Annotated in this window: 19 protein-coding genes and 1 pseudogene; 9 read left to right on the top strand and 11 right to left on the bottom strand. The window is 62.5% G+C overall.

What is annotated here, in order from left to right:
- Positions 1 to 52: 52 nt before the first annotated feature.
- The 4 genes from HX830_RS27680 to HX830_RS27665 form a co-directional block, all read right to left on the bottom strand.
- Positions 53 to 1033, bottom strand: coding sequence for a FecR family protein (locus HX830_RS27680; protein WP_177103852.1), 981 nt, complete (start codon positions 1031 to 1033; stop codon positions 53 to 55).
- Entirely contained in the window at positions 1030 to 1548 is a 519-nt protein-coding gene (locus HX830_RS27675; RefSeq protein WP_152741084.1) for an RNA polymerase sigma factor, read from the bottom strand. Before HX830_RS27675 ends, HX830_RS27680 begins: the two co-directional genes overlap by 4 nt.
- A 104-nt stretch (positions 1549 to 1652) precedes the next feature.
- On the bottom strand, positions 1653 to 2360 hold the full coding sequence (locus tag HX830_RS27670) for a 3'-5' exonuclease (RefSeq protein WP_103497089.1): 708 nt from the start codon (positions 2358 to 2360) through the stop codon (positions 1653 to 1655).
- A complete protein-coding gene (locus tag HX830_RS27665) occupies positions 2357 to 4291 on the bottom strand; it encodes a putative nucleotidyltransferase substrate binding domain-containing protein (RefSeq protein WP_152741083.1) in 1935 nt (644 codons plus the stop codon). The genes HX830_RS27670 and HX830_RS27665 overlap by 4 nt, the downstream gene beginning before the upstream one ends.
- A 251-nt stretch (positions 4292 to 4542) precedes the next feature.
- On the opposite strand from HX830_RS27665, the gene HX830_RS27660 reads away from it, so the two are divergent.
- Positions 4543 to 4986, top strand: coding sequence for a response regulator (locus HX830_RS27660; RefSeq protein ID WP_103497087.1), 444 nt, complete (start codon positions 4543 to 4545; stop codon positions 4984 to 4986).
- A gap of 188 nt (positions 4987 to 5174) precedes the next feature.
- Here HX830_RS27660 and HX830_RS27655 read toward each other — a convergent pair whose 3' ends face one another.
- Entirely contained in the window at positions 5175 to 7352 is a 2178-nt protein-coding gene (locus HX830_RS27655) for a malate synthase G (protein ID WP_152741082.1), read from the bottom strand.
- Between the two features lie 605 nt (positions 7353 to 7957).
- Between HX830_RS27655 and HX830_RS27650 the strand changes: the two genes are divergently transcribed.
- Positions 7958 to 8467, top strand: a complete 510-nt coding sequence (locus tag HX830_RS27650) for an RICIN domain-containing protein (RefSeq protein ID WP_152741081.1) — start codon at positions 7958 to 7960, stop codon at positions 8465 to 8467.
- 20 nt (positions 8468 to 8487) lie between these two features.
- Here HX830_RS27650 and HX830_RS27645 read toward each other — a convergent pair.
- Positions 8488 to 8669 (bottom strand): annotated as a pseudogene (locus tag HX830_RS27645) (IS3 family transposase); the annotation flags it as partial.
- A gap of 131 nt (positions 8670 to 8800) precedes the next feature.
- Between HX830_RS27645 and HX830_RS27640 the strand changes: the two are divergent.
- Entirely contained in the window at positions 8801 to 9322 is a 522-nt protein-coding gene (locus tag HX830_RS27640; RefSeq protein WP_177103850.1) for an ACT domain-containing protein, read from the top strand.
- 216 nt (positions 9323 to 9538) lie between these two features.
- Here HX830_RS27640 and rarD read toward each other — a convergent pair whose 3' ends face one another.
- The 5 genes from rarD to HX830_RS27615 all read right to left on the bottom strand — a co-directional run bounded on the left by rarD (position 9539) and on the right by HX830_RS27615 (position 15539).
- Positions 9539 to 10426 (bottom strand): EamA family transporter RarD, encoded by an 888-nt coding sequence (gene rarD, locus HX830_RS27635; RefSeq protein ID WP_152741080.1) that lies wholly within the window; start codon positions 10424 to 10426, stop codon positions 9539 to 9541.
- A gap of 193 nt (positions 10427 to 10619) precedes the next feature.
- Positions 10620 to 11594 (bottom strand): serine/threonine protein kinase, encoded by a 975-nt coding sequence (locus HX830_RS27630; RefSeq protein ID WP_152741079.1) that lies wholly within the window; start codon positions 11592 to 11594, stop codon positions 10620 to 10622.
- A 187-nt stretch (positions 11595 to 11781) separates the two neighbouring features.
- Positions 11782 to 13683, bottom strand: a complete 1902-nt coding sequence (locus HX830_RS27625) for a PhoX family protein (RefSeq protein WP_177103848.1) — start codon at positions 13681 to 13683, stop codon at positions 11782 to 11784.
- A 158-nt stretch (positions 13684 to 13841) separates the two neighbouring features.
- Positions 13842 to 14606, bottom strand: a complete 765-nt coding sequence (locus HX830_RS27620) for a TOBE domain-containing protein (protein ID WP_177103846.1) — start codon at positions 14604 to 14606, stop codon at positions 13842 to 13844.
- A 195-nt stretch (positions 14607 to 14801) separates the two neighbouring features.
- A complete protein-coding gene (locus tag HX830_RS27615; protein WP_177103845.1) occupies positions 14802 to 15539 on the bottom strand; it encodes a ComF family protein in 738 nt (245 codons plus the stop codon).
- A gap of 94 nt (positions 15540 to 15633) precedes the next feature.
- On the opposite strand from HX830_RS27615, the gene bioB reads away from it, so the two are divergent.
- From bioB to HX830_RS27585, 6 genes are all read left to right on the top strand, one after another.
- Positions 15634 to 16689, top strand: coding sequence for a biotin synthase BioB (gene bioB / locus HX830_RS27610; RefSeq protein ID WP_100938536.1), 1056 nt, complete (start codon positions 15634 to 15636; stop codon positions 16687 to 16689).
- A gap of 155 nt (positions 16690 to 16844) precedes the next feature.
- Positions 16845 to 18035, top strand: a complete 1191-nt coding sequence (bioF, locus tag HX830_RS27605) for an 8-amino-7-oxononanoate synthase (RefSeq protein ID WP_177103843.1) — start codon at positions 16845 to 16847, stop codon at positions 18033 to 18035.
- Entirely contained in the window at positions 18028 to 18759 is a 732-nt protein-coding gene (locus HX830_RS27600) for an alpha/beta fold hydrolase (protein ID WP_152741074.1), read from the top strand. The genes bioF and HX830_RS27600 overlap by 8 nt, the downstream gene beginning before the upstream one ends.
- Positions 18752 to 19564 (top strand): malonyl-ACP O-methyltransferase BioC, encoded by an 813-nt coding sequence (bioC, locus tag HX830_RS27595; protein WP_152741073.1) that lies wholly within the window; start codon positions 18752 to 18754, stop codon positions 19562 to 19564. Before HX830_RS27600 ends, bioC begins: the two co-directional genes overlap by 8 nt.
- On the top strand, positions 19561 to 20241 hold the full coding sequence (bioD, locus tag HX830_RS27590) for a dethiobiotin synthase (RefSeq protein WP_177103841.1): 681 nt from the start codon (positions 19561 to 19563) through the stop codon (positions 20239 to 20241). The genes bioC and bioD overlap by 4 nt, the downstream gene beginning before the upstream one ends.
- A 151-nt stretch (positions 20242 to 20392) precedes the next feature.
- Positions 20393 to 20686 (top strand): pyrroloquinoline quinone biosynthesis protein PqqE, encoded by a 294-nt coding sequence (locus HX830_RS27585; protein WP_152741071.1) that lies wholly within the window; start codon positions 20393 to 20395, stop codon positions 20684 to 20686.
- Positions 20687 to 20989: the final 303 nt, after the last annotated feature.

The following is a 20989-nucleotide window of genomic DNA, read 5'->3' as shown; positions in this document are numbered from 1 at the left end:
TCAAGACAGTTGCTCCTACAGGTGGGCGTATTCCAAGGCGGGTCAAGGGGGATCAGGGCTTGGTCTCGGCCTTCGCCTGCACCGTCACCCACCACTGCGTATGCCGCTCGATCTGCACCGGCAAGGTCGGCAGCAGGGCGGTCAGCGCCAGGTTGGTGTCGTGCAGCGGGAAGCTGCCGGTGATCCGCAGATCCGCGACTTGCGGATCGACACCCAGATAGCCGCGTCGGTAGCGGCCCAATTCCCCGAGCATGTCAGCCAGTCGCACGTTGTCCACCACCAGCATGCCCCGGGTCCAGGCATCGGCGCCGGGGTCGAGGGCCTGCAACGGACCGAGGCTGTCACGGCGCATCAGCACCTGTTGGCCTTCATGGAGGATCTGTTCGTTGGCGCTGGCCTGTGGACGAGCAGCCACCGCCGATTGCAGGACGCTCAATAGCGTGCCGTCGTCTTCACGCTTGACCAGGAAACGCGTCCCCAGCGCGCGCATGCGCCCTTCATCGGTTTCGACGATAAACGGCCGGGTGTCGTTATGCCCGGTCTCGATCAGGATTTCACCCTCGCGCAGGACGATGCGCCGGGTCTTCTCATCGAAGCGCAGATCCAGGGCACTGTGGGTGTTGAGCTGGATCGTCGTACCGTCGGCCAGGTGCAGGGTGCGTTGCTCGCCGGTGGCGGTGCGCTGGTCGGCCAGCCAGTAATCCATGGGCAGGTAGCGATTGCCGAGGAACAGTGCCAGGCCGCAGGCCAGTATCACACTGGCCAGGCCGCTGCCGAGCTTGCGTACCCGCTGACGGAGGCCGTCGCGGGATTTCAGCAGGGCGCCCCGGGCCGGGCCGCTGGTACCGCTGAAGCGTTGGTCGAGCATGCCCAACTGCGACCAGGCGCGGGCGTGTTCTTCATGGGCCGCGTGCCATTTCTCGAACTCGGCCTGTTCCACGGTGTTGCGACCGCCCGAGTCCAGGCACAACTGCCAGGCAATGGCGGCATCGAGGACGCGGGCGGAAACCGGTTTGGCGCTGAACTGATTCATGTCGGCTCGCCGTACAGTGCGACATAGCACTGGCGAATGCCCTGGGCCAGGTACTGGCGCACGCGGGGCACGGAAACGCCGAGCTTTTCGGCGATCTCGGCATGGCCGAGGCCGTCTAGGCGACTGTAGAGGAACGCGGCGCGGGCCTTGCTCGAGAGCTTGCCGAGCAGGTGGTCGATGGCCCGCAGGTCTTCGAGGATCAAGTGTTGTTCTTCCGGGGACGGTTGCTCGCCCTCCGGGATCAGCATCAGTTCACTGAGGTAGGCCTGTTCCAGCGCGGCGCGGCGGAAGTGGTCGAACAGCAGGCCTTTGGCGATGGCCACGAGGAAGGCCCGGGGTTGTCGCGGTGTGTTCAGTTCGTCGCGGCCCAGCAGGCGGACAAAAGTGTCTTGGCTGAGGTCTTCGGCCCGCTGCGGGCAAGCGATGTTGCGGCGCAGCCAAGCCAACAGCCAGCTGCGATGGTCGCGATACAACGCGCCGACAAGGGCATGATGGGGGCTTCGGACTGACGACAACGGACATCACCGACAAGAAGTTTAAAATAACGAGAATTATTCGCGATTGTGTCAGGGCCCAGGAAAAGGCGCAATGGCTGCTGGTCGGTTGGTTGTGTGCCATTTTAGAAGGAGGGACTCTGCTGACGACGTTTCCACTGCCCCAGGCGTTGTTGCAGCTTCAACGGGCTATCGATCTGCTGCTGCCGCGCCCGGCTGAACAGGATCAGCGCCAGTTCGGCGGTGGCCAGGGCGTCGGCGCTGGCGTTATGCCGCTCCTCCACCTGCAACTTGAAATGGTCGATCCAATCGTCCAGCCCGGCTTCGCGCAAGGTCGCTTGCGGGCATAACAACGGTGCGATATCGGCGACATCAAAAAATGGATGTTGCAGGCGATACCCGAGGCTGTCTTTCAGCGCACGGGTGAGCATGTGCTGGTCAAAGGGCGCATGGAACGCCAGCAACGGGCTGTCGCCGACGAACTCCATAAAGTCCAGCAACGCCTGCGCCGGATCGCTGCCGGCGGCCAGGGCACTTGGCCCCAGACCATGGATCAGCACGCTGGGGTTGACGCTCTGTCCGGGGCGCAACAAGGTCCGTTCAAAGCACTGCCCCAGGTCGATGGCGCCGTCTTCGATGACCACCGCGCCGATGGACAGCACCTGGTCGCGGTTCAGGTTCAGGCCGCTGGTTTCCAGGTCGAGGACAACCCAGCGCTGTTCCCGCAGCGAACACTCGTCCAGGGGCTTGGCGGCGGGCAGTTGCCTGAGCCGCGCCTGTGTCGCGGCATCCAGTGTCGGCTCGTTGGCCCTCAGCCAGGAAAACAGCTTCATAGCTGATACCGCAGGGCCAGGCTGCTTTGCAGGCGTTGGGCCTGGCGCAGGGCTTCACGCAGGATGCGTCGGTCCAGCTGGTTGAGGCTTTCCGGATCGACCCGATTGGAATACGGCAGATTCTGCCGGGTCTGCAGTTGATGTTGCTGCAAGCGGGTCTGTTGGATGAAGTGATAGGCCTCTTCATAAGCCGCGCCATCGAGGCCTTCGATCACTTCCTTGGCTACCAGCTGGCGCAGGCGTTCGAGGGTATTGCTGGCCTCGATGCCATTGGCCAGCGCCAGCAGGCGGGCACCGTCGACGAACGGGGTCAGGCCCTGGACTTTCAGATCGAGCGTGGCCTTGTCGCTGCCGTTGCGGCTCAGCACGAACTCACGCAAACGCCCCACCGGTGGGCGCTGGCGCAGGGCGTTTTCGGCCATCATGCGTTGGAACAGCCGGTTGTCGGCGACCTGGGCGAGGATGCCCTGGCGCAGTTGCTGGCAGGCCTGTTCCTCGCCCCAGACCACCCGCAGATCGAAATAGATGCTCGAGGCCAGCAGGTTCTCCGGCGTGGCTTCGCGAATAAAGGCGGAGAAGCGCCGCGCCCATTCGGCCCGCGACAGGCACAGCTCAGGGTTGCCGGCCATGATATTGCCTTTGCACAGGCTGAAGCCGCACAGCGCCAGGCTCTGGTTGATCTGCTGCGCCAGGGGCAGCAGCTTGCCGCGAATCTCGGCGGCATGGGCGGCGTCGCGGGCCTCGAACAGGATGCCGTTGTCCTGGTCGGTGTACAGCGTCTGCTCGCGGCGGCCTTCGCTGCCGAAGCACAGCCAACTGAACGGCACGCCCGGGTCGCCTTTCTCGGCCAGGGTCAGTTCGATGACCCGGCAGACGCTGTGGTCGTTGAGCAGGGTGATGATCTGGGTGATCTGGGTCGATGACGCACCGTGGGCCAGCATGCGTTCCACCAACTGGCCGATCTCGCCGCGAATGGCGATCAGGTTGTCCAGGCGCGCCGCGCTGCGGATGGTCCGCGCCAGGTGCACCAGGTCGACCCGTTGCAGGGAAAACAGGTCGCGCTCGGAGACCACGCCGCACAGGCGCTGCTCCTTCACCAGGCAGACATGGGCGATGTGCCGTTCGGTCATGGCCATCGCGGCGTCGAAGGCGCTGTGGTCCGGGGTCAGGGCGAAGGGGGCCTGGGTCATGTGTTGGTCGATGGGCTGGTTGAAGTCATGGACGCCGTCGGCCACCACCTGGCGCAGGTCGCGCAGGGTGAAGATGCCGAGTGGGGCCTTGGCCTCATTGACCACCACGATGCTGCCGACCTGCTGCTCGTGCATCAGGGTCACCGCTTCGCGCAGCGGGGTGCTCGGGCTGCAGGTCACCGGATGACGCATCGCCAGCTCGCCGAGGCGGCTGTTGAGCGAGTACTGGGTGCCGAGGGTTTCCACGGCCTTGCGCTGGACTTGCTGGTTGACCTGGTCCAGCAGGCTGCTGACGCAACGCAGGGCAAAGTTGCGAAAGGTCTCGGAGGACGAGAACAGCTTGATGAACGCCGGTTTGTTCAGTTGCAGGCAGAAGGTGTCTTCACCCGCCAGGTGTTCGGTGCGGGTGGCCCGCTCGCCGAGCAGCGCGGCGAGGGGGAAGCACTCGCCGGTGGTGATTTCGAAGACGGTTTCGCTGCCGCCCTTGGCCGTGTGCGGGCGCTCGCCGACCACCCGTCCCTGCTTGACGATATAAAAGTGCTCCACCGGCCCGTCGGCGGGCTTGATGATGCTCTCGCCCGTGCTGTAGAAACGCAGTTGACACTGTTCAACCAGATAGGCCAGATGGGCGTTCTCCATCTGATTGAAGGGTGGGAATCGCTGCAGGAACTGCAAGGTGCCGTGGATGTTTTGCAACACCGCGGTCTTCCCGGCCTGGGTGAAGGCATCCGCTTTGCTCATGACCGCTACCGATTTTTGTCCGTTGTTATGGGCGCGAAGAATCGCCGTTCTACCCATGGTCGGCCCCCGCTTCCCGGGTGCCCATTGGACGTAAGTCTAGGTTTGAGAAATGGCCTACAGTTGAAGAAGCAGATTCTTAACAAATATCGACTTGGAAAACTTTCCGACGAAGTGCACATTGAGCATCCGTTTAGCGATGTCTGAGCACTGTGCTAGGGGATTGGATTGCCGAAGGGATACCAGAGAGCCGTATGTCTGACCACGATATTTTAAGCGATGCCGAGCGCGAGGCCATTCTGCAGGTGATGCAGGCACCGCAATTGTCGTATCAGCGGGTCCTGATTGTCGATGACGACCAGGATGCCCGGGAGTTGCTGTCGGAAATTCTCGCCCTCCACGATATCCACTGCGTGACCGCCGCCAGTGGCGCGGCGGCCTTTGCGTTGCTGGAGTCCAACCGCGGCATCGGTCTGCTGATCACTGATTTGCGCATGGCCGATGATGGCTTGGACCTGATTCGCAAGGTGCGCGGCTCGGAGCGGGCGGCGCTGCCGATCATCATCGTCTCCGGCAATGCCCAGGTGCGTGATGCTATTGATGCGATGCATTTGAGCGTGGTGGATTTCTTGCTCAAGCCCATCGATACCACGCAGTTGCTGAAGCTGGTCAAGCGTGAGCTGGGGATGGTGGCTTAGCCCCTGTAGGAGCGAGCTTGCTCGCGATGGTGGCCCAGGCACCGTGGGGTATCAGATGCCCAGCGTTATCGTTGACGCCCATCGCGAGCAAGCTCGCTCCTACAGGGAGCGGTGTCTTGAGGCGAGCGGAATGAAAAAGCCCTGATCGTTACCGATCAGGGCTTTTTCTTTTCGCCATCAGCGCGGGATTACAGGCCGTTACGGGCCTTGAACTCACGACGCCGACGGTGCAGTACCGGCTCGGTGTAGCCGTTGGGCTGTTTGGTCCCTTCGATCACCAGTTCGACCGCCGCCTGGAAGGCGATGTTGCTGTCGAAGTCCGGGGCCAGCGGGCGGTACAGCGCGTCACCGGCATTCTGCCGATCGACCACCGGGGCCATGCGCTTGAGGCTTTCCATGACCTGGTCCTGGGTGACCACGCCATGGCGCAGCCAGTTGGCGATGTGCTGGCTGGAAATGCGCAGGGTGGCGCGGTCTTCCATCAGGCCGACATCATGGATGTCCGGCACCTTCGAGCAACCGACACCCTGGTCGATCCAGCGCACCACGTAGCCGAGGATGCCCTGGGCGTTGTTGTCCAGCTCGCTGCGGATCTCCTCGGCCGACCAGTCGGTATTGCTCGCCAACGGGATGGTCAGGATATCGTCGAGCGAAGCCCGCGCGCGTTTGGCCAGTTCGGCCTGGCGGGCGAACACGTCGACCTTGTGGTAATGCAGCGCATGCAACGCCGCCGCGGTCGGCGACGGGACCCAGGCGGTGTTGGCGCCGGCCAGTGGGTGGGCGATTTTCTGTTCGAGCATCGCCGCCATCAGGTCGGGCATGGCCCACATGCCTTTACCGATCTGGGCGCGACCTTGCAGGCCGGTGCTCAAACCGATATCGACGTTCCAGTTCTCGTAGGCGCCGATCCATTTTTCCGTCTTCATGGCCGCCTTGCGCACCATCGCGCCGGCTTCCATGGAGGTGTGGATCTCGTCGCCGGTGCGGTCGAGGAAGCCGGTGTTGATAAACACCACGCGCTCGCTGGCGGCCTTGATGCAGGCTTTCAGATTGACGGTGGTGCGTCGCTCTTCGTCCATGATCCCGACTTTCAGGGTATTGCGCGGCAGGTTCAGGAGCTCTTCGATACGGCCGAACAGCTCGTTGGTGAACGCCGCTTCTTCCGGACCGTGCATCTTCGGCTTGACGATGTAGACCGAGCCGGTGCGGCTGTTCTTGCGCACGCTGTTGCCGTTGAGGCTATGGATCGCCGCGAGGCTGGTGATCAGGCCGTCGAGGATGCCTTCGGGCACTTCGTTGCCGTGGCTGTCGAGGATCGCATCGATGGTCATCAGGTGACCGACGTTGCGCACGAACAGCAGCGAGCGACCGTGCAGGCTCAACTCACTGCCATCGACGGCGGTGTAGCGGCGGTCGGCGTTCATGGTCCGGGTGAAGGTGGTGCCGCCCTTGGCGACCTGTTCCGCCAGGTCGCCCTTCATCAGGCCGAGCCAGTTGCGGTAGATCACCACCTTGTCATCGGCATCGACGGCGGCGACCGAGTCTTCGCAGTCCATGATGGTGGTCAGGGCCGCTTCCATCAGCAGGTCCTTCACTCCGGCGGCATCGGTCTGGCCGACGGGGCTGCTGGCGTCGATCTGGATTTCGAAGTGCAGGCCGTGGTTTTTCAGCAGGATCGCGGTGGGTGCCGCGGCATCGCCCTGGAAGCCGATCAACTGGGCGTCGTTGCGCAGGCCGCTGTTGCTGCCGCCCTTGAGGGCGACCACGAGCTTGCCGTCGACGATCTTGTAGCCCACGGCGTCGACATGGGAGCCGGCGGCCAGGGGCGTGGCTTCGTCGAGGAAGGCGCGGGCGAAGGCGATGACCTTGTCGCCACGGACCTTGTTGTAGCCTTTGCCTTTTTCCGCGCCGTCCGCTTCGCTGATGGCATCGGTGCCATAGAGCGCGTCATACAGCGAACCCCAGCGGGCGTTCGAGGCGTTGAGGGCGAAACGCGCGTTCATCACCGGCACCACCAACTGTGGGCCGGCCATGCGGGCGATCTCGTCGTCGACATTCTGGGTCGTGGCCTGGAAATCCGCCGCTTCTGGTAGCAGGTAGCCAATGTCTTGCAGGAAGGCTTTGTAAGCCACGGCGTCATGGGCCTGGCCGGCCCGGGACTGGTGCCAGGCATCGATCCGGGCCTGGAAATCATCGCGTTTGGCGAGTAGGGCCTGGTTCTTCGGGGCCAGGTCATGGATGACCTTGTCGGCACCGGCCCAGAACTGGTCGGCGGTCAGACCGGTACCGGGAATGGCTTCGTTATTCACGAAGTCGAACAGGACTTTGGCGACCTGAAGGCCACCGACTTGAACGTGTTCAGTCATTGCTTGCCTCACTCTGCTCAGCTATTCAGCTCTTCTATTTAAAGCCTTGCGTGCTTCTCTGAACACAGTACCAGAACATGCCCTCGCGGGCGGCTGGGCTCGCCCGGCCGACCTGAGCCGGTGGGGCTTTCCGTGGTTTCACAGACACTCGGGCAGACGTCCATCCAACGTTATGTAGTGCGTGCCGGCGCATACTACATGATGCATTGCGGTTGTGAAAATTAGACTAAATACGTCGTTTCGCGACCAGTGGGTTCTGTCCGGTCACGCATCAGTCGCTGATGTTCTCAAGAAAAGCATGGATTGTTCCAGATAAATCTGAAAATCGTACACGATTTGTTTTTCCGTACGGCGCCGTGGTGTGTGCTGGGGATGGTGTGGAAGCGTGCCTGATCTTTCGAAGGGCAGACCCGATGTCATCCGCTTGTCCGTATCTTGCGCGTACAGGGCCTGGTCGAGCTTGTACCTTTTCTCATCAAGCTACACTGAGGGCTTGGGTATTGTGTGTCAGCCGGTTGTTGGCAAGCTTCCTCGGTTCTTCGCCATTGCTGTTTTCATTGCTGTTACCTCAATCAGCAAGAACCAGTAAGTAAAGGAGAGCCTTTATGAAAAAGAGTACCAATACCCCTGAACCTGCAACGCCAGATCAGGTGCTTGAGGATGGCTCGGTTGGGGCGTTAAGCCTTCCAGCTGAGCCAAGAAAAATATTCACGGCTTTAAATGAAAGAAGTTTTCTCTTTCATCATAGCGCTAGTAATCCTGATCTTAGGATTACCACTAGGGATAATTTGTTATTCGCATTGTGGACGTTTAATACTACCGAGTCGTCGCCTGTCGGTGTGTGGGAGGGAGAGATTCAATGCTTTCCGTTTAACGCGTACATGACTGCAAAAGGCACAGATGTCGTCGTTGTCGAGAAGAATGGGGAAAATAATCAAATTTGGATAATTAGGCGCTCGGGAAGCCGTTTTGTAACTATTGAAAGCAGCGTGAGCAGATTCCTCTTGGCGGTCGATGACTCCAGTACAACAGATGATACGCTGGTCATTCTCAGGGGTGGTCCTCATATCCCCGCTGAAGATTTCATGATAGGTATTAACGCTGTACAGCCCTGACAAGAGCAGACAGTTGCGCTTCAAACGGCCCTGGCTGGGTTCCAGTATTTCCGGGTAAGTTCAGCCAGGGCCGGGTAAGCAAGTCGTGAGTGGCGGCGTTGGCGATGATGGATGAGTTCGTTCTTCAGCGCCCCCAAAAGCTTTCTATCAGTGCCTTGTCGAAACAGTTGCCCTTGCGTGACATCGAACGATGCATCTTGAACTACGTTTTGATGTATATCAGCCATTACTGAGAGCCCGGCTCGAAAGATCGAGTTATATCAATCCCCCAAGTGCCCACGGGTGTGGCCCGCTTGCCTATACTGGAGCGACCAACGACAAGAGGGCTATCCCGTGGACCATCTCGTACTGACAGTATTCGCACCCGACAAGGCCGGCCAGGTCGAGCAGATTGCCCTGTGTATCGCCGAGCACGGCGGCAACTGGCTGGAAAGCCGCATGTCGGGCCTGGCCGGGCAGTTTGTCGGGATTGTCCGGGTCGAGGCGCCGGCCGAGGCCCATGACGCGTTGATCAAGGCACTCCAAGCCCTCGCCAGCCAGGGGATTCAGATTCAGGTGATTCCCGGCGGCGGCGAAGCGCCCGGACGCTGGAAACCCATCGCGATGGAACTGGTGGGCAATGATCGCCCGGGAATTGTGCGGGACATCACCCGCCTGTTGACTGAACAAGGCATCAATCTGGAGCAACTGGTGACCGACGTGAGCCCCGCGCCCATGAGCGGCGACCCGCTGTTCCATGCCGAGGCGATCCTGGCGGTGCCGTTTGACCTGCCGCTGGAAGCCTTGCAGTCGGGCCTGGAAACCCTGGCTGATGAGTTGATGGTGGAGTTGATGCTGCGCAGTGACGAAGAGTGAAGCGGGTTATCCAGTTTTAACGGGGACGGGCCTGTGGATAACCTGGGGAGAGCCGGCGCCCGGCCAGGCCGGCCGGGGCTTTCCCTGATATGAACAAAAAACGAACAGTTTCAAGGGCTTGTGCACAAACGGCGTGGACCGGCTTGTGGATAACCTTGGGGTAGAAGCCTGCAGCCCAGGTGGCGCAAGGCTTGCAGGCTTTTGTGTGTTTTTTGATCAGCTGCGCTTGCGCAGGCTGAGCCAGGCATCGACGCTGTACACCGCCAGTCCCGTCCAGATAAACACGAAGGCCATCAGGTTACTGGCGGTCAGGTGTTCGTCGTACAGCAGCACGGCCAGCAGCAACACCAGGGTTGGCGCGATGTATTGCAGGAAACCCAGGGTGGTGTAGGGCAGGTGACGCGCCGCCGCGTTGAAGCTCACCAGCGGGATCAGCGTGACCGGGCCGGCGGCGATCAGCCACCAGGCTTGCGAGGTGGTCCAGAATTCGGCCTGGGCGCTGGTGGCGAGCGGATTCAGCAACAGCCAGCCGATGGCGATGGGCACCAGCATCCAGGTTTCCACCACCAAGCCCGGCAGGGCCTTGACCGGTGCCTGTTTGCGGATCAGCCCGTAGAAACCGAAGGTCAGCGCCAGCACCAGGGAGATCCAGGGCAGGCTGCCGACCTGCCAGACCTGCTGCGCCACGCCCACGGCGGCGAGTCCGACGGCGATCCATTGCAGGCGGCGCAGGCGTTCGCCCAACAGCAGCATGCCCAGCAGCACGTTGACCAGCGGGTTGATGTAGTAGCCCAGGCTGGCCTCGAGCATGCGCCCGTTGTTGACCGACCAGACGTAGGTCAGCCAGTTGGCGGCGATCAGGGTGCCGCTCAGGGCCAGGATCGCCAGGCGGCGCGGGTTGTCCCGCAGCTCGCTCCACCAGCCCGGGTGTTTCCAGACCACCAGCAGCAGGGAGCCGAACAGGGCGGACCAGAGCACGCGGTGGATGATGATCTCGACGGCCGGTACGGCGGCGATGGCTTTGAAGTAGATGGGGAACAGGCCCCAGATAATGTAGGCGCTGAGGCCAAGGATGTACCCGCGACGCGGGTTGGCGGCTTGCATGCAGAGTCCTTGCTTAGGCTGCTAACTAATTATGGGGGTTGGTGCGCTGGTCTTGGCTGGTGCGGTGGGGCTGAGGGCCCTATCGCGAGCAAGCTCGCTCCTATAGGGGGGATGCAATCCATTACTGTAGGAGCGAGCTTGCTCGCGATGGCGTCTTTTCAGACGCCGACACCGCTAAATCCTGCCACAACCGTCAGAATAATTTCAGCGGTTCTTCATTCAGCGCCGAAAGTTGTTCGCGCAAGGCCAGGACCTGGTCGCCCCAGTAGCGCTCGCTGCCGAACCACGGGAAGCTGTGGGGAAACGCCGGGTCGTCCCAGCGGCGGGCGAGCCAGGCGCTGTAGTGCATCAGGCGCAGGGCGCGCAGGGGTTCGATCAGCGCCAGTTCGCGGGGATTGAAGTCGTGGAACTCGCTGTAGCCGTCCATCAGTTCCGACAGTTGGCCGAGGCATTCCTGGCGGTCGCCGGCGAGCATCATCCACAGGTCCTGCACCGCCGGGCCCATGCGGCAGTCATCGAGGTCGACGATATGGAACATCTCGTCGCGGCACATCATATTGCCGGGGTGGCAGTCGCCGTGCATGCGGATGTTCTGGTGCGGGGTCTCGGCGTAGACCTGTTGCACCCGCTTGAGCAGGTCGCGGGCCACGGATTCGTAGGCCGGCAGCAGGCTGCGGGGAATGAAGTTGCCTTCCAGCAGGGTGGTCAGCGAGTCTTCGCCGAAGTTCTTCACCCCGAGGGCTTCGCGGTGTTCGAACGGACGGGTGGCGCCCACGGCGTGCAGGCGGCCGAGCAGTTGTCCGAGGCGATAGAGCTGGTCGAGATTGCCCGGTTCCGGGGCCCGGCCGCCACGCCGGGGGAACAGGGTGAAGCGAAAACCGGCGTGTTCGAACAGGCTTTCGCCGTTGTGGATCATCGGCGCGACGACCGGGACGTCGCAGTCGGCCAGTTCGAAGGTGAAGCGGTGTTCTTCGAGGATGGCCTCGTTGGTCCAGCGCTGGGGGCGGTAGAACTTGGCGATCAGGGGTTCGCCGTCTTCGATGCCCACCTGATAGACACGGTTTTCGTAGCTGTTGAGCGCCAGGACCCGGGCGTCACTGAGAAAGCCGATGCTTTCCACGGCGTCGAGCACCAGGTCGGGGGTGAGTGTTTCAAACGGGTGGGACATGCTGACTCCTGCGAGCGGCAGGCGGCCGCGTCCGGCCAAGCATGTTAGCGCACCGGGGCGTAGAAAGGTGTCGGCTGTTCCGGCTTCTTCGCGGGCAAGCTCCGCTCCCACAGGTTTTCTGTCGTATGCGGTATCCAGTCTCGACTCAAATACTGTGGGAGCGGAGCTTGCCCGCGAAGGCGGTTGATCAGGCGCCGATAATCCCGCCATCCTCCCGCCGAATCGCCATCACCGATGAGCGTGGCTTGCCGTTCGGCAGATGCTCGGGGAAGGTCGAGTTGCCGGCCTCACCCGGATGCTGGATGCCGACGAACAAGGTCTTCTGATCTGGCGAGAAGCTGATACCGGTCACTTCGCAACCCACCGGGCCGACCATGAACCGACGGATTTCCCCGCTGGCCGGGTCGGCGCAAAGCATCTGGTTATTGCCCATCCCGGCAAAATCCCCGGCGTTGCTGTAGTCGCCGTCGCTAAGGATCCACAGACGGCCGGCCTTGTCGAAACCCAGGCCGTCCGGGCTGTTGAACATATTCTGCGGGGTGATGTTGGAAGAACCGGCCTTGGCCGTGCCGGGATGCGCCGCCGGGTTGCCCGCCACCACGAACAGGTCCCAGCCAAACGTGTGGGCACCGTGATCATTGCCCGCGGCCTGCCAGCGTAGGATCTGTCCGTAGACATTCTTCTCCCGGGGATTCGGTCCGCCGGCCGGCATGCCGTCCTCACCGCGCTTGGCGTTGTTGGTCAGGGTGCAATAGACCTGGCCGTCGATGGGGCTGACGACGATCCATTCCGGACGGTCCATGCGCGTCGCCTTGACCACGCTGGCGGCCAGTCGGGCATGGATCAGCACTTCGGCCTGGCTGGTGAAACCGCTGCCGGTGTCGATGCCGTTCTTGCCGAAGGTCAACTCGACCCACTCACCCGAACCTTTCGGACGATCCGGGTTGCCGTCGCCGTTGTCGAAACGTGCGACATACAAGGTGCCGTGATCCAGCAGGTCACGGTTGGCCTTGGGGTGCTTGTGGTCGATCTTGTCGCGGCTGATGAACTTGTAGATGAATTCACCGCGTTCATCGTCGCCCATATAGACCACGGCGCGGCCGTCACGGGTTTCGGCCAGGGCGGCGTTCTCGTGCTTGAACCGGCCCAGGGCGGTGCGTTTGACCGGGGTGGACTGCGGGTCGAACGGATCGATTTCCACCACCCAGCCATGACGGTTTAGTTCATTGGGGTTCAGGGCCATGTCGAAGCGCGGATCGTGAGCGTGCCAGTTGATCTCCTTGCTGGTGGCCACGACGCCATAGCGCTTTTGCGCGGCATCGAATTTCTGTTCGGTATTGCTGCTGCCGAAGCAGTCGGTGAAGTTCTCTTCGCAGGTCAGGTAGGTGCCCCAGGGTGTCTTGCCGTTGGCGCAGTTCTGGAAGGTGCCGAGGACTTTGCGCCCCTGCTTGTCGGCCTGGGTCTGCAACCAGGGGTGACCGGCTGCCGGGCCGCCGAATTTGATCGGTGTGTTGCCGTGGATCCGCCGGTTATAGGCCGAACCCTGGACGAAGTGCCATTGGTCGTCCTTGCGCTGTATTTCGATCACCGACACGCCTTCGCTGGCCTGGGCCTTGCGCACGTCTTCGAGGGATTGCGGCTGGCCGCCATGGGGATAGAGGTAGCGGTAGTTGGTGTATTCGTTGTTGATCGCCATCAGCGCCCGGTTGTCGTCGCCGGGGAAGGGGAACAGGCTCATGCCGTCGTTGTTGTCGCCGAACTGGACTTCCTGGGCCTTGGCGCTGCCGTTGCCGCTCGGGTCGAAGGCCGGGCCGTTCTTGGCCAGGGGTTGGCCCCAGCTGATCAGCACTGAGGAGGTATAGCCGGGTGGCAAGGTCAGGGTGTCGCTGGTGGCGGCGGCGATGCTGTCGAAACCCAGCAGTTGGCCGGAGGCGGCGCTGGCGCTGGCAGCCATCACGCTGCGGCTCAACAGGTTGCCGCCGAGGAACATCGCCGCGCCGTACAAGGCGCCGGCACTGATAAAGCCACGACGGCTGAGGCCGACCATCTGTTCCAGGTCAGTGGGTTGGTTTTCTTCTAAGAGGTTCATGATCAGGCTCCCTGCGGGTCAGGGGGTCACCTTAGTAATGCGTTGTGACGGATTTGTTGCAGGAAAAGCGGGGGATCGCTGCGCGATCGATCGCCGGCAAGCCGGCTCCTACAGGTGGGATATGTTCTTCTGTAGGAGCCGGCTTGCTGGCGATGGCGTCATAACGGTGTACCCAAAATCACCAGGGACGGCGCAAACACCGTCTGCGCCGGGCTTCCCACCCTCAGGCCGAGGTTTTTTATCTGCTCCGGTTGCGCCAGCGCACAGAGGATTTGTCCGTTCGGCAGGGCGATTCTGACCTCCGAAGGGCCATCTTCATCCTCGGAAATGGCCTCGATTTGACCGCTTAGAGAATTGTGTCCGGATTTTGCGGGATGCCCGATCGCACTCAATTCCAGCCAACCGGCCTTGATCAGGGCGACGACTTCGGTGCCGCTCTCCAGTTCCAGGCGTTGGGTGCTGTCGTGGGTGATCTGTGCCTGCAGCGTGAGTCCGCCGGCCAGGGCCAGACGCACAAGGTCGTTGCGCCCGTGGCGGGTGATGTCCTGCACTGTGCCGTGAAGCTGGTTGCGGGCGCTGGTGCGCAGCATCAGGCGGCCGAGCAGGTCGAGGTCGCCGCTGTCTTCGGCGGCTTCGAGGACCTGGGCCTGGAGGGTTTGCAGGCGTTGATAGAGACGCAGCACCCGTTCGCCTTCCGCCGACAGCTTGGCGCCACCACCGCCCTTGCCGCCGACACTGCGCTCCACCAGGGGCTTTTGCGCCAGGTTGTTCAACTCGTCGATGGCGTCCCAGGCCGCCTTGTAACTCAAGCCTGCGCTTTTCGCGGCGCGGGTGATGGAGCCCTGTTCGGCGATATGTTGCAGCAGGGCGATACGCTGCGGGCGGCGGACGATGTGTTGGGTCAGCAGGACGGGCAGGGACATGGGGCGGACTTCGGGCGGCGGGGGTATTGGGCAAGGTGCCTCTCGGTGCTTTCGACGTCAAGCCGCCGCAAGCCAAACGCGGTTTCTGTGGGAGCCGGCTTGCTGGCGATGGCGGCCGTCGGGGCGCCACAAGGCTCAAGGGCCTCTTCGCTGGCAAGCCAGGCTCCTACAGGTTTTGTGGTGTCTTTGAGAAGGCTAGCGATTTTCCGGGCTCGGTGTACGCGCCAGGCAATAGACATCGATCCGCCGCGCTCCCGCCTTCATCAGCAAGCGGGCCAGGCTTTCGGCGGTGGCACCGGTGGTCAGTACATCGTCCACCAGCGCCAGGTGCAGGCCTTCGACCTCCGCGCCAGGCGCCAGGGCAAAGGCATTCAGCAGGTTGCGTCGGCGAGCCCTGGCGTCCAGTTCCTGTTGCGCGATAGTGTCCTGAACACGCCGTAAACGCTGTTCATCTGCGGAGATTTCCAGGCTCTGGCTCAGCCAGTTCGCCAGCATCGCCGCCTGGTTATAACCCCGCTGACGCAAGCGCCGGGTCGCCATGGGCACCGGCAGCAACAGGTCCGGTCGCGGCAAGCCATCGTCAAAGCGCTCGCGCAACGCCTGGGCCAGCAATTCACCCAGCAGTCGCCCCAGCGGCCATTGGCTCTGGTGCTTGAAGCGGGTGATCAGGCTATCCAGTGGAAAGCGATAGGTCCAGGGCGCAATCACCTGCTCGAAGGCTGGCGGCTGCTTGAGGCACTGTCCGCAGGTCAGCCCCGTCGCCGCCAAGGGCAGGGCGCAGATCTGGCACGCGTCCATCAGCCAGGGTAGTTCGCTCTCGCAGGGCGTACAGATCGGGTGGGGTGTATCGGTGGTTTCATCGCACAACAAACAGGTCTGTTTGTTTTTTAACCAGATGTAAACCGGTCCTTCGTATCGTGGTTGACAGCGCATGAGTCTTCCTTAAATATGCCGAGCATCCGTGTCGCGCCTGTGGGTATTCCTTTGCCCCAGACGCTTGCCCAGCATAAAACAAGGAACTCCGCCGATGAGCGCCAGCATCACCGCCACTTTGCGTCACGATTGGTCTTTGGCCGAGGTCAAGGCTCTGTTCGTCCAGCCGTTCAATGACCTGCTGTTCCAGGCCCAGACCGTGCACCGCGCGCACTTCGACGCCAATCGCGTGCAAGTGTCGACCCTGCTGTCGATCAAGACCGGCGCCTGCCCGGAAGACTGCAAGTACTGCCCACAGTCCGGCCACTACAACACCGGGCTGGAAAAAGAAAAGCTGATGGAAGTGCAGAAGGTGCTGGAAGAGGCCGCGCGGGCCAAGGCCATAGGTTCGACCCGTTTCTGCATGGGCGCGGCGTGGAAACACCCGTCGGCCAAGGACATGCCGTACGTGCTGCAGATGGTCAAAGGGGTCAAGGCCATGGGCCTGGAAACCTGCATGACCCTGGGCAAGCTCGACCAGGACCAGACCGCCGCCCTGGCCGACGCCGGCCTGGACTACTACAACCATAACCTCGACACCTCGCCGGAGTTCTACGGCAGCATCATCACCACCCGTACCTACGGCGAGCGCCTGCAGACCCTGGCCTATGTTCGTGATGCCGGGATGAAGATCTGCTCCGGCGGTATCCTCGGCATGGGTGAGTCCCTCGACGACCGCGCCGGGCTGCTGATCCAGCTGGCGAACCTGCCGGAACACCCGGAGTCGGTGCCGATCAACATGCTGGTGAAGGTTGCCGGTACGCCGCTGGAAAACGCCGATGATGTCGATCCGTTCGATTTCATCCGCATGCTCGCGGTGGCGCGGATTCTCATGCCGCAATCCCACGTTCGCCTGTCGGCGGGCCGTGAGGCGATGAACGATCAGATGCAGGCCCTGGCGTTCTTTGCCGGCGCGAACTCGATCTTCTACGGCGATAAATTGCTGACCACCGCCAACCCGCAGGCCGACAAGGACATGCAGTTGTTCTCGCGCCTGGGCATCCTCCCCGAAGCCCGTGAAGAGCACGCTGACGAAGTGCACCAGGCGGCCATCGAGCAGGCGCTGGTGGAGCAGAAGAGCAGCGAGCAGTTCTATAACGCCGCTGTTTGATCCATACCGTCCTTCCTGCGGGAACAGGGGGGTTGCAGGAACCGGGCTTGCCGGGACGCCGTGAAGGCGTCCTTGAGATCGCTAAAAGCTTCGCGGGTAAGCCCTGCTCCTACAAGGTTATGCCGTGTTCTTCGGATCGCATTTGCGAGGCTCCAATGTCCTTCGATCTCAGCGCCCGGCTGTCCGCCCGGCGCGCCGAAAACCTCTATCGACAGCGTCCGTTGTTGGAGAGTCCGCAAGGTCCGCAGGTGGTGGTCGATGGCCAGCCGCTGCTGGCTTTCTGTAATAACGACTACCTGGGCCTGGCCAATCATCCGCAGGTCATCGAAGCCTGGCAGGCCGGCGCGGCGCGCTGGGGTGTCGGCGGCGGTGCTTCGCATCTGGTGATTGGTCATAGCGGGCCGCATCACGCCCTGGAAGAGGCTTTGGCCGATCTCACCGGGCGCCCGCGGGCGCTGCTGTTCACCACCGGTTATATGGCCAACCTCGGTGCGGTCACGGCCTTGGTCGGGCAGGGTGATACGGTGCTGGAGGACCGTCTCAACCATGCGTCGCTGCTGGATGCCGGCTTGCTCTCGGGCGCGCGCTTCAATCGTTATCTGCACAACGACGCCGCCAGTCTCGCCAAGCGCCTGGAAAAGGCCACCGGTAATACCCTGGTGGTCACCGACGGGGTCTTCAGCATGGACGGCGACCTGGCCGACTTGCCGGCCCTGGCCCGCGAAGCCCGGGCCAAGGGCGCCTGGCTGATGGTCGATGATGCCCACGGCTTCGGCCCGCTGGGGGCCAACGGTGGCGGGATCGTCGAGCACTTCGGTCTGAGCCAGGAGGATGTGCCGGTACTGGTCGGCACACTGGGCAAGGCCTTCGGCACGGCGGGCGCCTTTGTCGCCGGCAGTGAAGAGTTGATCGAAAGCCTGATCCAGTTCGCCCGCCCCTATATCTACACCACCAGCCAACCGCCGGCCTTGGCCTGCGCGACGTTGAAAAGCCTGGAACTGTTGCGCACCGAGCACTGGCGGCGCGAGCACCTGAATGCGTTGATTCGCCAGTTCCGCCAGGGCGCCGAACAGATCGGCCTGACCCTGATGGACAGCTTTACCCCGATTCAGCCGATCCTGATCGGCGACAGCGGTCGGGCGTTGCGCTTCTCGCAGTTGCTGCGTGAGCGCGGGCTGATGGTGACGGCGATTCGTCCGCCGACCGTTCCGGCGGGCAGTGCCCGGTTGCGGGTGACCTTGTCCGCGGCCCACAGCGAGGCGCAGGTGCAGCTATTGTTAGAGGGGCTGGCTGCGTGTTTCAGCCTGTTGGGCCCCTTTGATCCAGTGGAGCCAAACCATGCGTGATCGTCTGATCCTGTTGCCCGGTTGGGGCCTCGGCATCTCGCCGCTGGAACCCCTGGCGGCGGCCTTGCGCGGGCTGGATGAGCACTTGCGGGTGGAAATCGAACCCTTGCCGGAACTGGCCAGCGGCGATCCCGAAGAGTGGCTCGACGAACTGGACGCCACCCTGCCGGACAATGCCTGGCTGGGCGGCTGGTCCCTGGGCGGTATGCTCGCCTCGGCGCTGGCGGCGCGGCGTGGTGAGCGCTGCTGTGGTCTGCTGACCCTGGCGAGCAACCCGTGTTTTGTGGTGAGTGACGGCTGGTCCGGGGCGATGGCCAACGACACCTTCGACCTGTTCCTGGCCGGCTGCCGCGCCGATCCGCAAACGACCCTCAAGCGTTTCAGCCTGCTCTGTGCCCAGGGTTCGGCGGACCCGCGCGGCCAGGCGCGACTGCTCCTGGCCGGTGCGCCGCAGACTACCCCCGAGACCCTGTTGAACGGGCTGGAGGTGCTGGCACAACTGGATACCCGCCAGGCCCTGCAGGCTTTTCGCGGTCCGCAACTGCACCTGTTCGCCGGCCAGGATGGCCTGGTGCCGGCCGAGGCCGCCAGTGATTTGCTGGCGCTGCTGCCGGATGTCGAAATCGGCCTGATCGAACAGGCCGGCCACGCCTTTCTACTGGATGACCCCCATGGAGTGGCCGGGGCGATCCAGGCCTTTTTGCATGAGTCCGGTGATGACTGATCTTTCCCACCCTGTCTTGTCGGGCGGCTTGCCCGACAAGCGTCAGGTTGCTGCCTCGTTTTCCCGCGCGGCGGCCAGCTATGACAGCGTCGCCCAATTGCAGCGCGATATCGGTCATGAATTGCTCGCACGCTTGCCGGATGAGTTGAGCCCGTCCCGTTGGCTCGATATGGGCTGCGGTACCGGCTACTTCAGCCGGGCCTTGGCCGTTCGTTTCGAGCAGAGCGAAGGCGTGGCACTGGATATTGCCCAGGGCATGCTGGAGCACGCGCGTCCGCTCGGCGGTGCCCGGCACTTTGTCGCCGGGGATGCCGAGCGCCTGCCATTGCAGGCCGGCAGTTGCGATCTGCTGTTCTCCAGTCTGGCCGTGCAGTGGTGTGCCGATTTTGCCGCGGTACTCGGCGAGGCCCACCGGGTACTGCGACCGGGCGGCGTGATGGCCTTTGCCAGCCTGTGCGTTGGTACCCTGCACGAGTTGCGGGAAAGCTGGCGGGCGGTGGATGGCCTGGTGCACGTCAACCGCTTCCGGTTGTTCAGCGACTATCAGCAGTTGTGCCGGGACAGCGGTTTGCGCGTGGTCAGCCTGGAAAGCCGGCCGCAGGTGCTGCACTACCCCGATGTGCGCAGGCTGACCCATGAACTCAAGGCGCTGGGCGCGCATAACCTCAATCCTGGTCGGCCGGGCGGTTTGACCGGGCGGGCGCGGATTCTCGGGTTGGTGCAGGCCTATGAAGCGTTTCGCCAGGCCGAGGGTTTGCCGGCGACCTATCAGGTGGTCTATGCCATTCTGGAGAAGCCATTATGAATGCTGCCTATTTCATTACCGGCACCGACACCGATGTGGGCAAGACCACGATTGCCGCCGGGTTGTTGCACGGGGCCCGTCAGGCCGGCCTGAGTACCGCGGCGGGTAAGCCGGTGGCGTCCGGTTGTGAGGTGACGCCCGAAGGGCTGCGCAACGCCGATGCCCTGGCGTTGCTGGCCGAATGTTCGCTGCCGCTGGCCTATGCCGAGGTTAATCCAGTGGCCTTCGAGCCGGCGATTGCCCCGCATCTGGCGGCGCGCGAGGCGGGGGTGAAGTTGACCGTGCAGTCCTTGCTGGGACCGATGCGGCAAGTATTGGCCAAGCAGGCCGACTTCACCTTGATAGAAGGCGCCGGCGGCTGGCGAGTGCCGTTGGCGGACCAGGCGAGCCTGTCGGATCTGGCCCAGGCGCTGGCCTTACCGGTGATCCTGGTGGTGGGAGTGCGCCTGGGGTGCATCAGCCATGCCCTGCTGACCGCCGAAGCCATCGAGCGAGATGGTCTGCAACTGGCCGGCTGGGTCGCCAATATCATCGAGCCGAAGACTTCGCGCCTGGAAGAGAACCTCGCGACCCTGGCCGAACGCCTGCCGGCGCCTTGCCTGGGGCGGGTGCCGAGGCTCAAGGCGGCGAGCGCCGAAGCGGTCGCGCAGTACCTGCAGTTGGATCTGCTGGACTAGACCCCGGGCTGCGGTGTTTGCGGGTTGGTTGAGGCTTTCCTAAGATTCTGCCTATCAACAGGCAATCTGCCATTATTGTTTTTGACGGGTGTTTCTTTGACAGGTCTGCTTAAATGCAGGCTGTCGATCCCGTTTTCAGTCGAGTCTGCCCATGGAAATCTCAGGAAATACCGCTGTTTATGCCGGTCTGAGTACTATTCGGTCCGGGCAGAACCGCGTTGACCAGTCGGCCAGTCAAGTCGCCGATACCATAGACGGACGCTCGCTGAAGAGCCAATCGTCCGATACCCAGGTCAACCGGCTGCTGTCGGTGGACCGCAGCCAGCAAGATCTGTCGAGCACCATGGTGGACATGACCCAGGGCAAGCTTCAGGTCGAAGCGGGTGCCAAGGTGGAGAAGGCCGCGGATCAGGCCCTCGGTACGTTGATCGATACCTACGCTTGATAGCTTCACCTCTCCATCAGAATTGAAACGCGATCCTGTGTAGGAGCTGGCTTGCCAGCGATGGCGGCCGATAAGTTGATGCAAGACTTACTGGCCTCATCGCCGGCAAGCCGGCTCCTACAGGGTTTTGCTGCGTTTTTAAATGTTCGGTTTTAGTCGCTCCCTCGCATAACCCATTCTCCCCCTCGACTATTCTCTAATGACGTGTCCCCTGGCTGCCGCTCAAGGCTGCCGGCCTTTTCCTGCGCCTCCTTCATCCATGTATGACGAATGGACTATGAACGACACTTGACAAGAATTGAG

The organism is Pseudomonas gingeri, assembly GCF_013385425.1.
Classification (GTDB): domain Bacteria; phylum Pseudomonadota; class Gammaproteobacteria; order Pseudomonadales; family Pseudomonadaceae; genus Aquipseudomonas; species Aquipseudomonas gingeri_D.
The sequence above is the reverse complement of the archived record's forward strand: the minus strand, read 5'-3'. Positions and strand labels throughout refer to the sequence as shown.

Coding starts and splice junctions, on each gene's coding strand:
- HX830_RS27625 (WP_177103848.1), bottom strand. CDS start 13,683: ATGAACCTCTTAGAAGAAAACCAACCCACTGACCTGGAACAGATGGTC.
- HX830_RS27630 (WP_152741079.1), bottom strand. CDS start 11,594: ATGTCCCACCCGTTTGAAACACTCACCCCCGACCTGGTGCTCGACGCC.
- HX830_RS27670 (WP_103497089.1), bottom strand. CDS start 2,360: ATGAAGCTGTTTTCCTGGCTGAGGGCCAACGAGCCGACACTGGATGCC.
- HX830_RS27680 (WP_177103852.1), bottom strand. CDS start 1,033: ATGAATCAGTTCAGCGCCAAACCGGTTTCCGCCCGCGTCCTCGATGCC.
- HX830_RS27585 (WP_152741071.1), top strand. CDS start 20,393: ATGGAAATCTCAGGAAATACCGCTGTTTATGCCGGTCTGAGTACTATT.
- HX830_RS27665 (WP_152741083.1), bottom strand. CDS start 4,291: ATGAGCAAAGCGGATGCCTTCACCCAGGCCGGGAAGACCGCGGTGTTG.
- bioC (WP_152741073.1), top strand. CDS start 18,752: ATGACTGATCTTTCCCACCCTGTCTTGTCGGGCGGCTTGCCCGACAAG.
- HX830_RS27615 (WP_177103845.1), bottom strand. CDS start 15,539: ATGCGCTGTCAACCACGATACGAAGGACCGGTTTACATCTGGTTAAAA.
- HX830_RS27660 (WP_103497087.1), top strand. CDS start 4,543: ATGTCTGACCACGATATTTTAAGCGATGCCGAGCGCGAGGCCATTCTG.
- HX830_RS27650 (WP_152741081.1), top strand. CDS start 7,958: ATGAAAAAGAGTACCAATACCCCTGAACCTGCAACGCCAGATCAGGTG.
- HX830_RS27620 (WP_177103846.1), bottom strand. CDS start 14,606: ATGTCCCTGCCCGTCCTGCTGACCCAACACATCGTCCGCCGCCCGCAG.
- HX830_RS27600 (WP_152741074.1), top strand. CDS start 18,028: ATGCGTGATCGTCTGATCCTGTTGCCCGGTTGGGGCCTCGGCATCTCG.
- bioD (WP_177103841.1), top strand. CDS start 19,561: ATGAATGCTGCCTATTTCATTACCGGCACCGACACCGATGTGGGCAAG.
- bioB (WP_100938536.1), top strand. CDS start 15,634: ATGAGCGCCAGCATCACCGCCACTTTGCGTCACGATTGGTCTTTGGCC.
- rarD (WP_152741080.1), bottom strand. CDS start 10,426: ATGCAAGCCGCCAACCCGCGTCGCGGGTACATCCTTGGCCTCAGCGCC.
- HX830_RS27655 (WP_152741082.1), bottom strand. CDS start 7,352: ATGACTGAACACGTTCAAGTCGGTGGCCTTCAGGTCGCCAAAGTCCTG.
- bioF (WP_177103843.1), top strand. CDS start 16,845: ATGTCCTTCGATCTCAGCGCCCGGCTGTCCGCCCGGCGCGCCGAAAAC.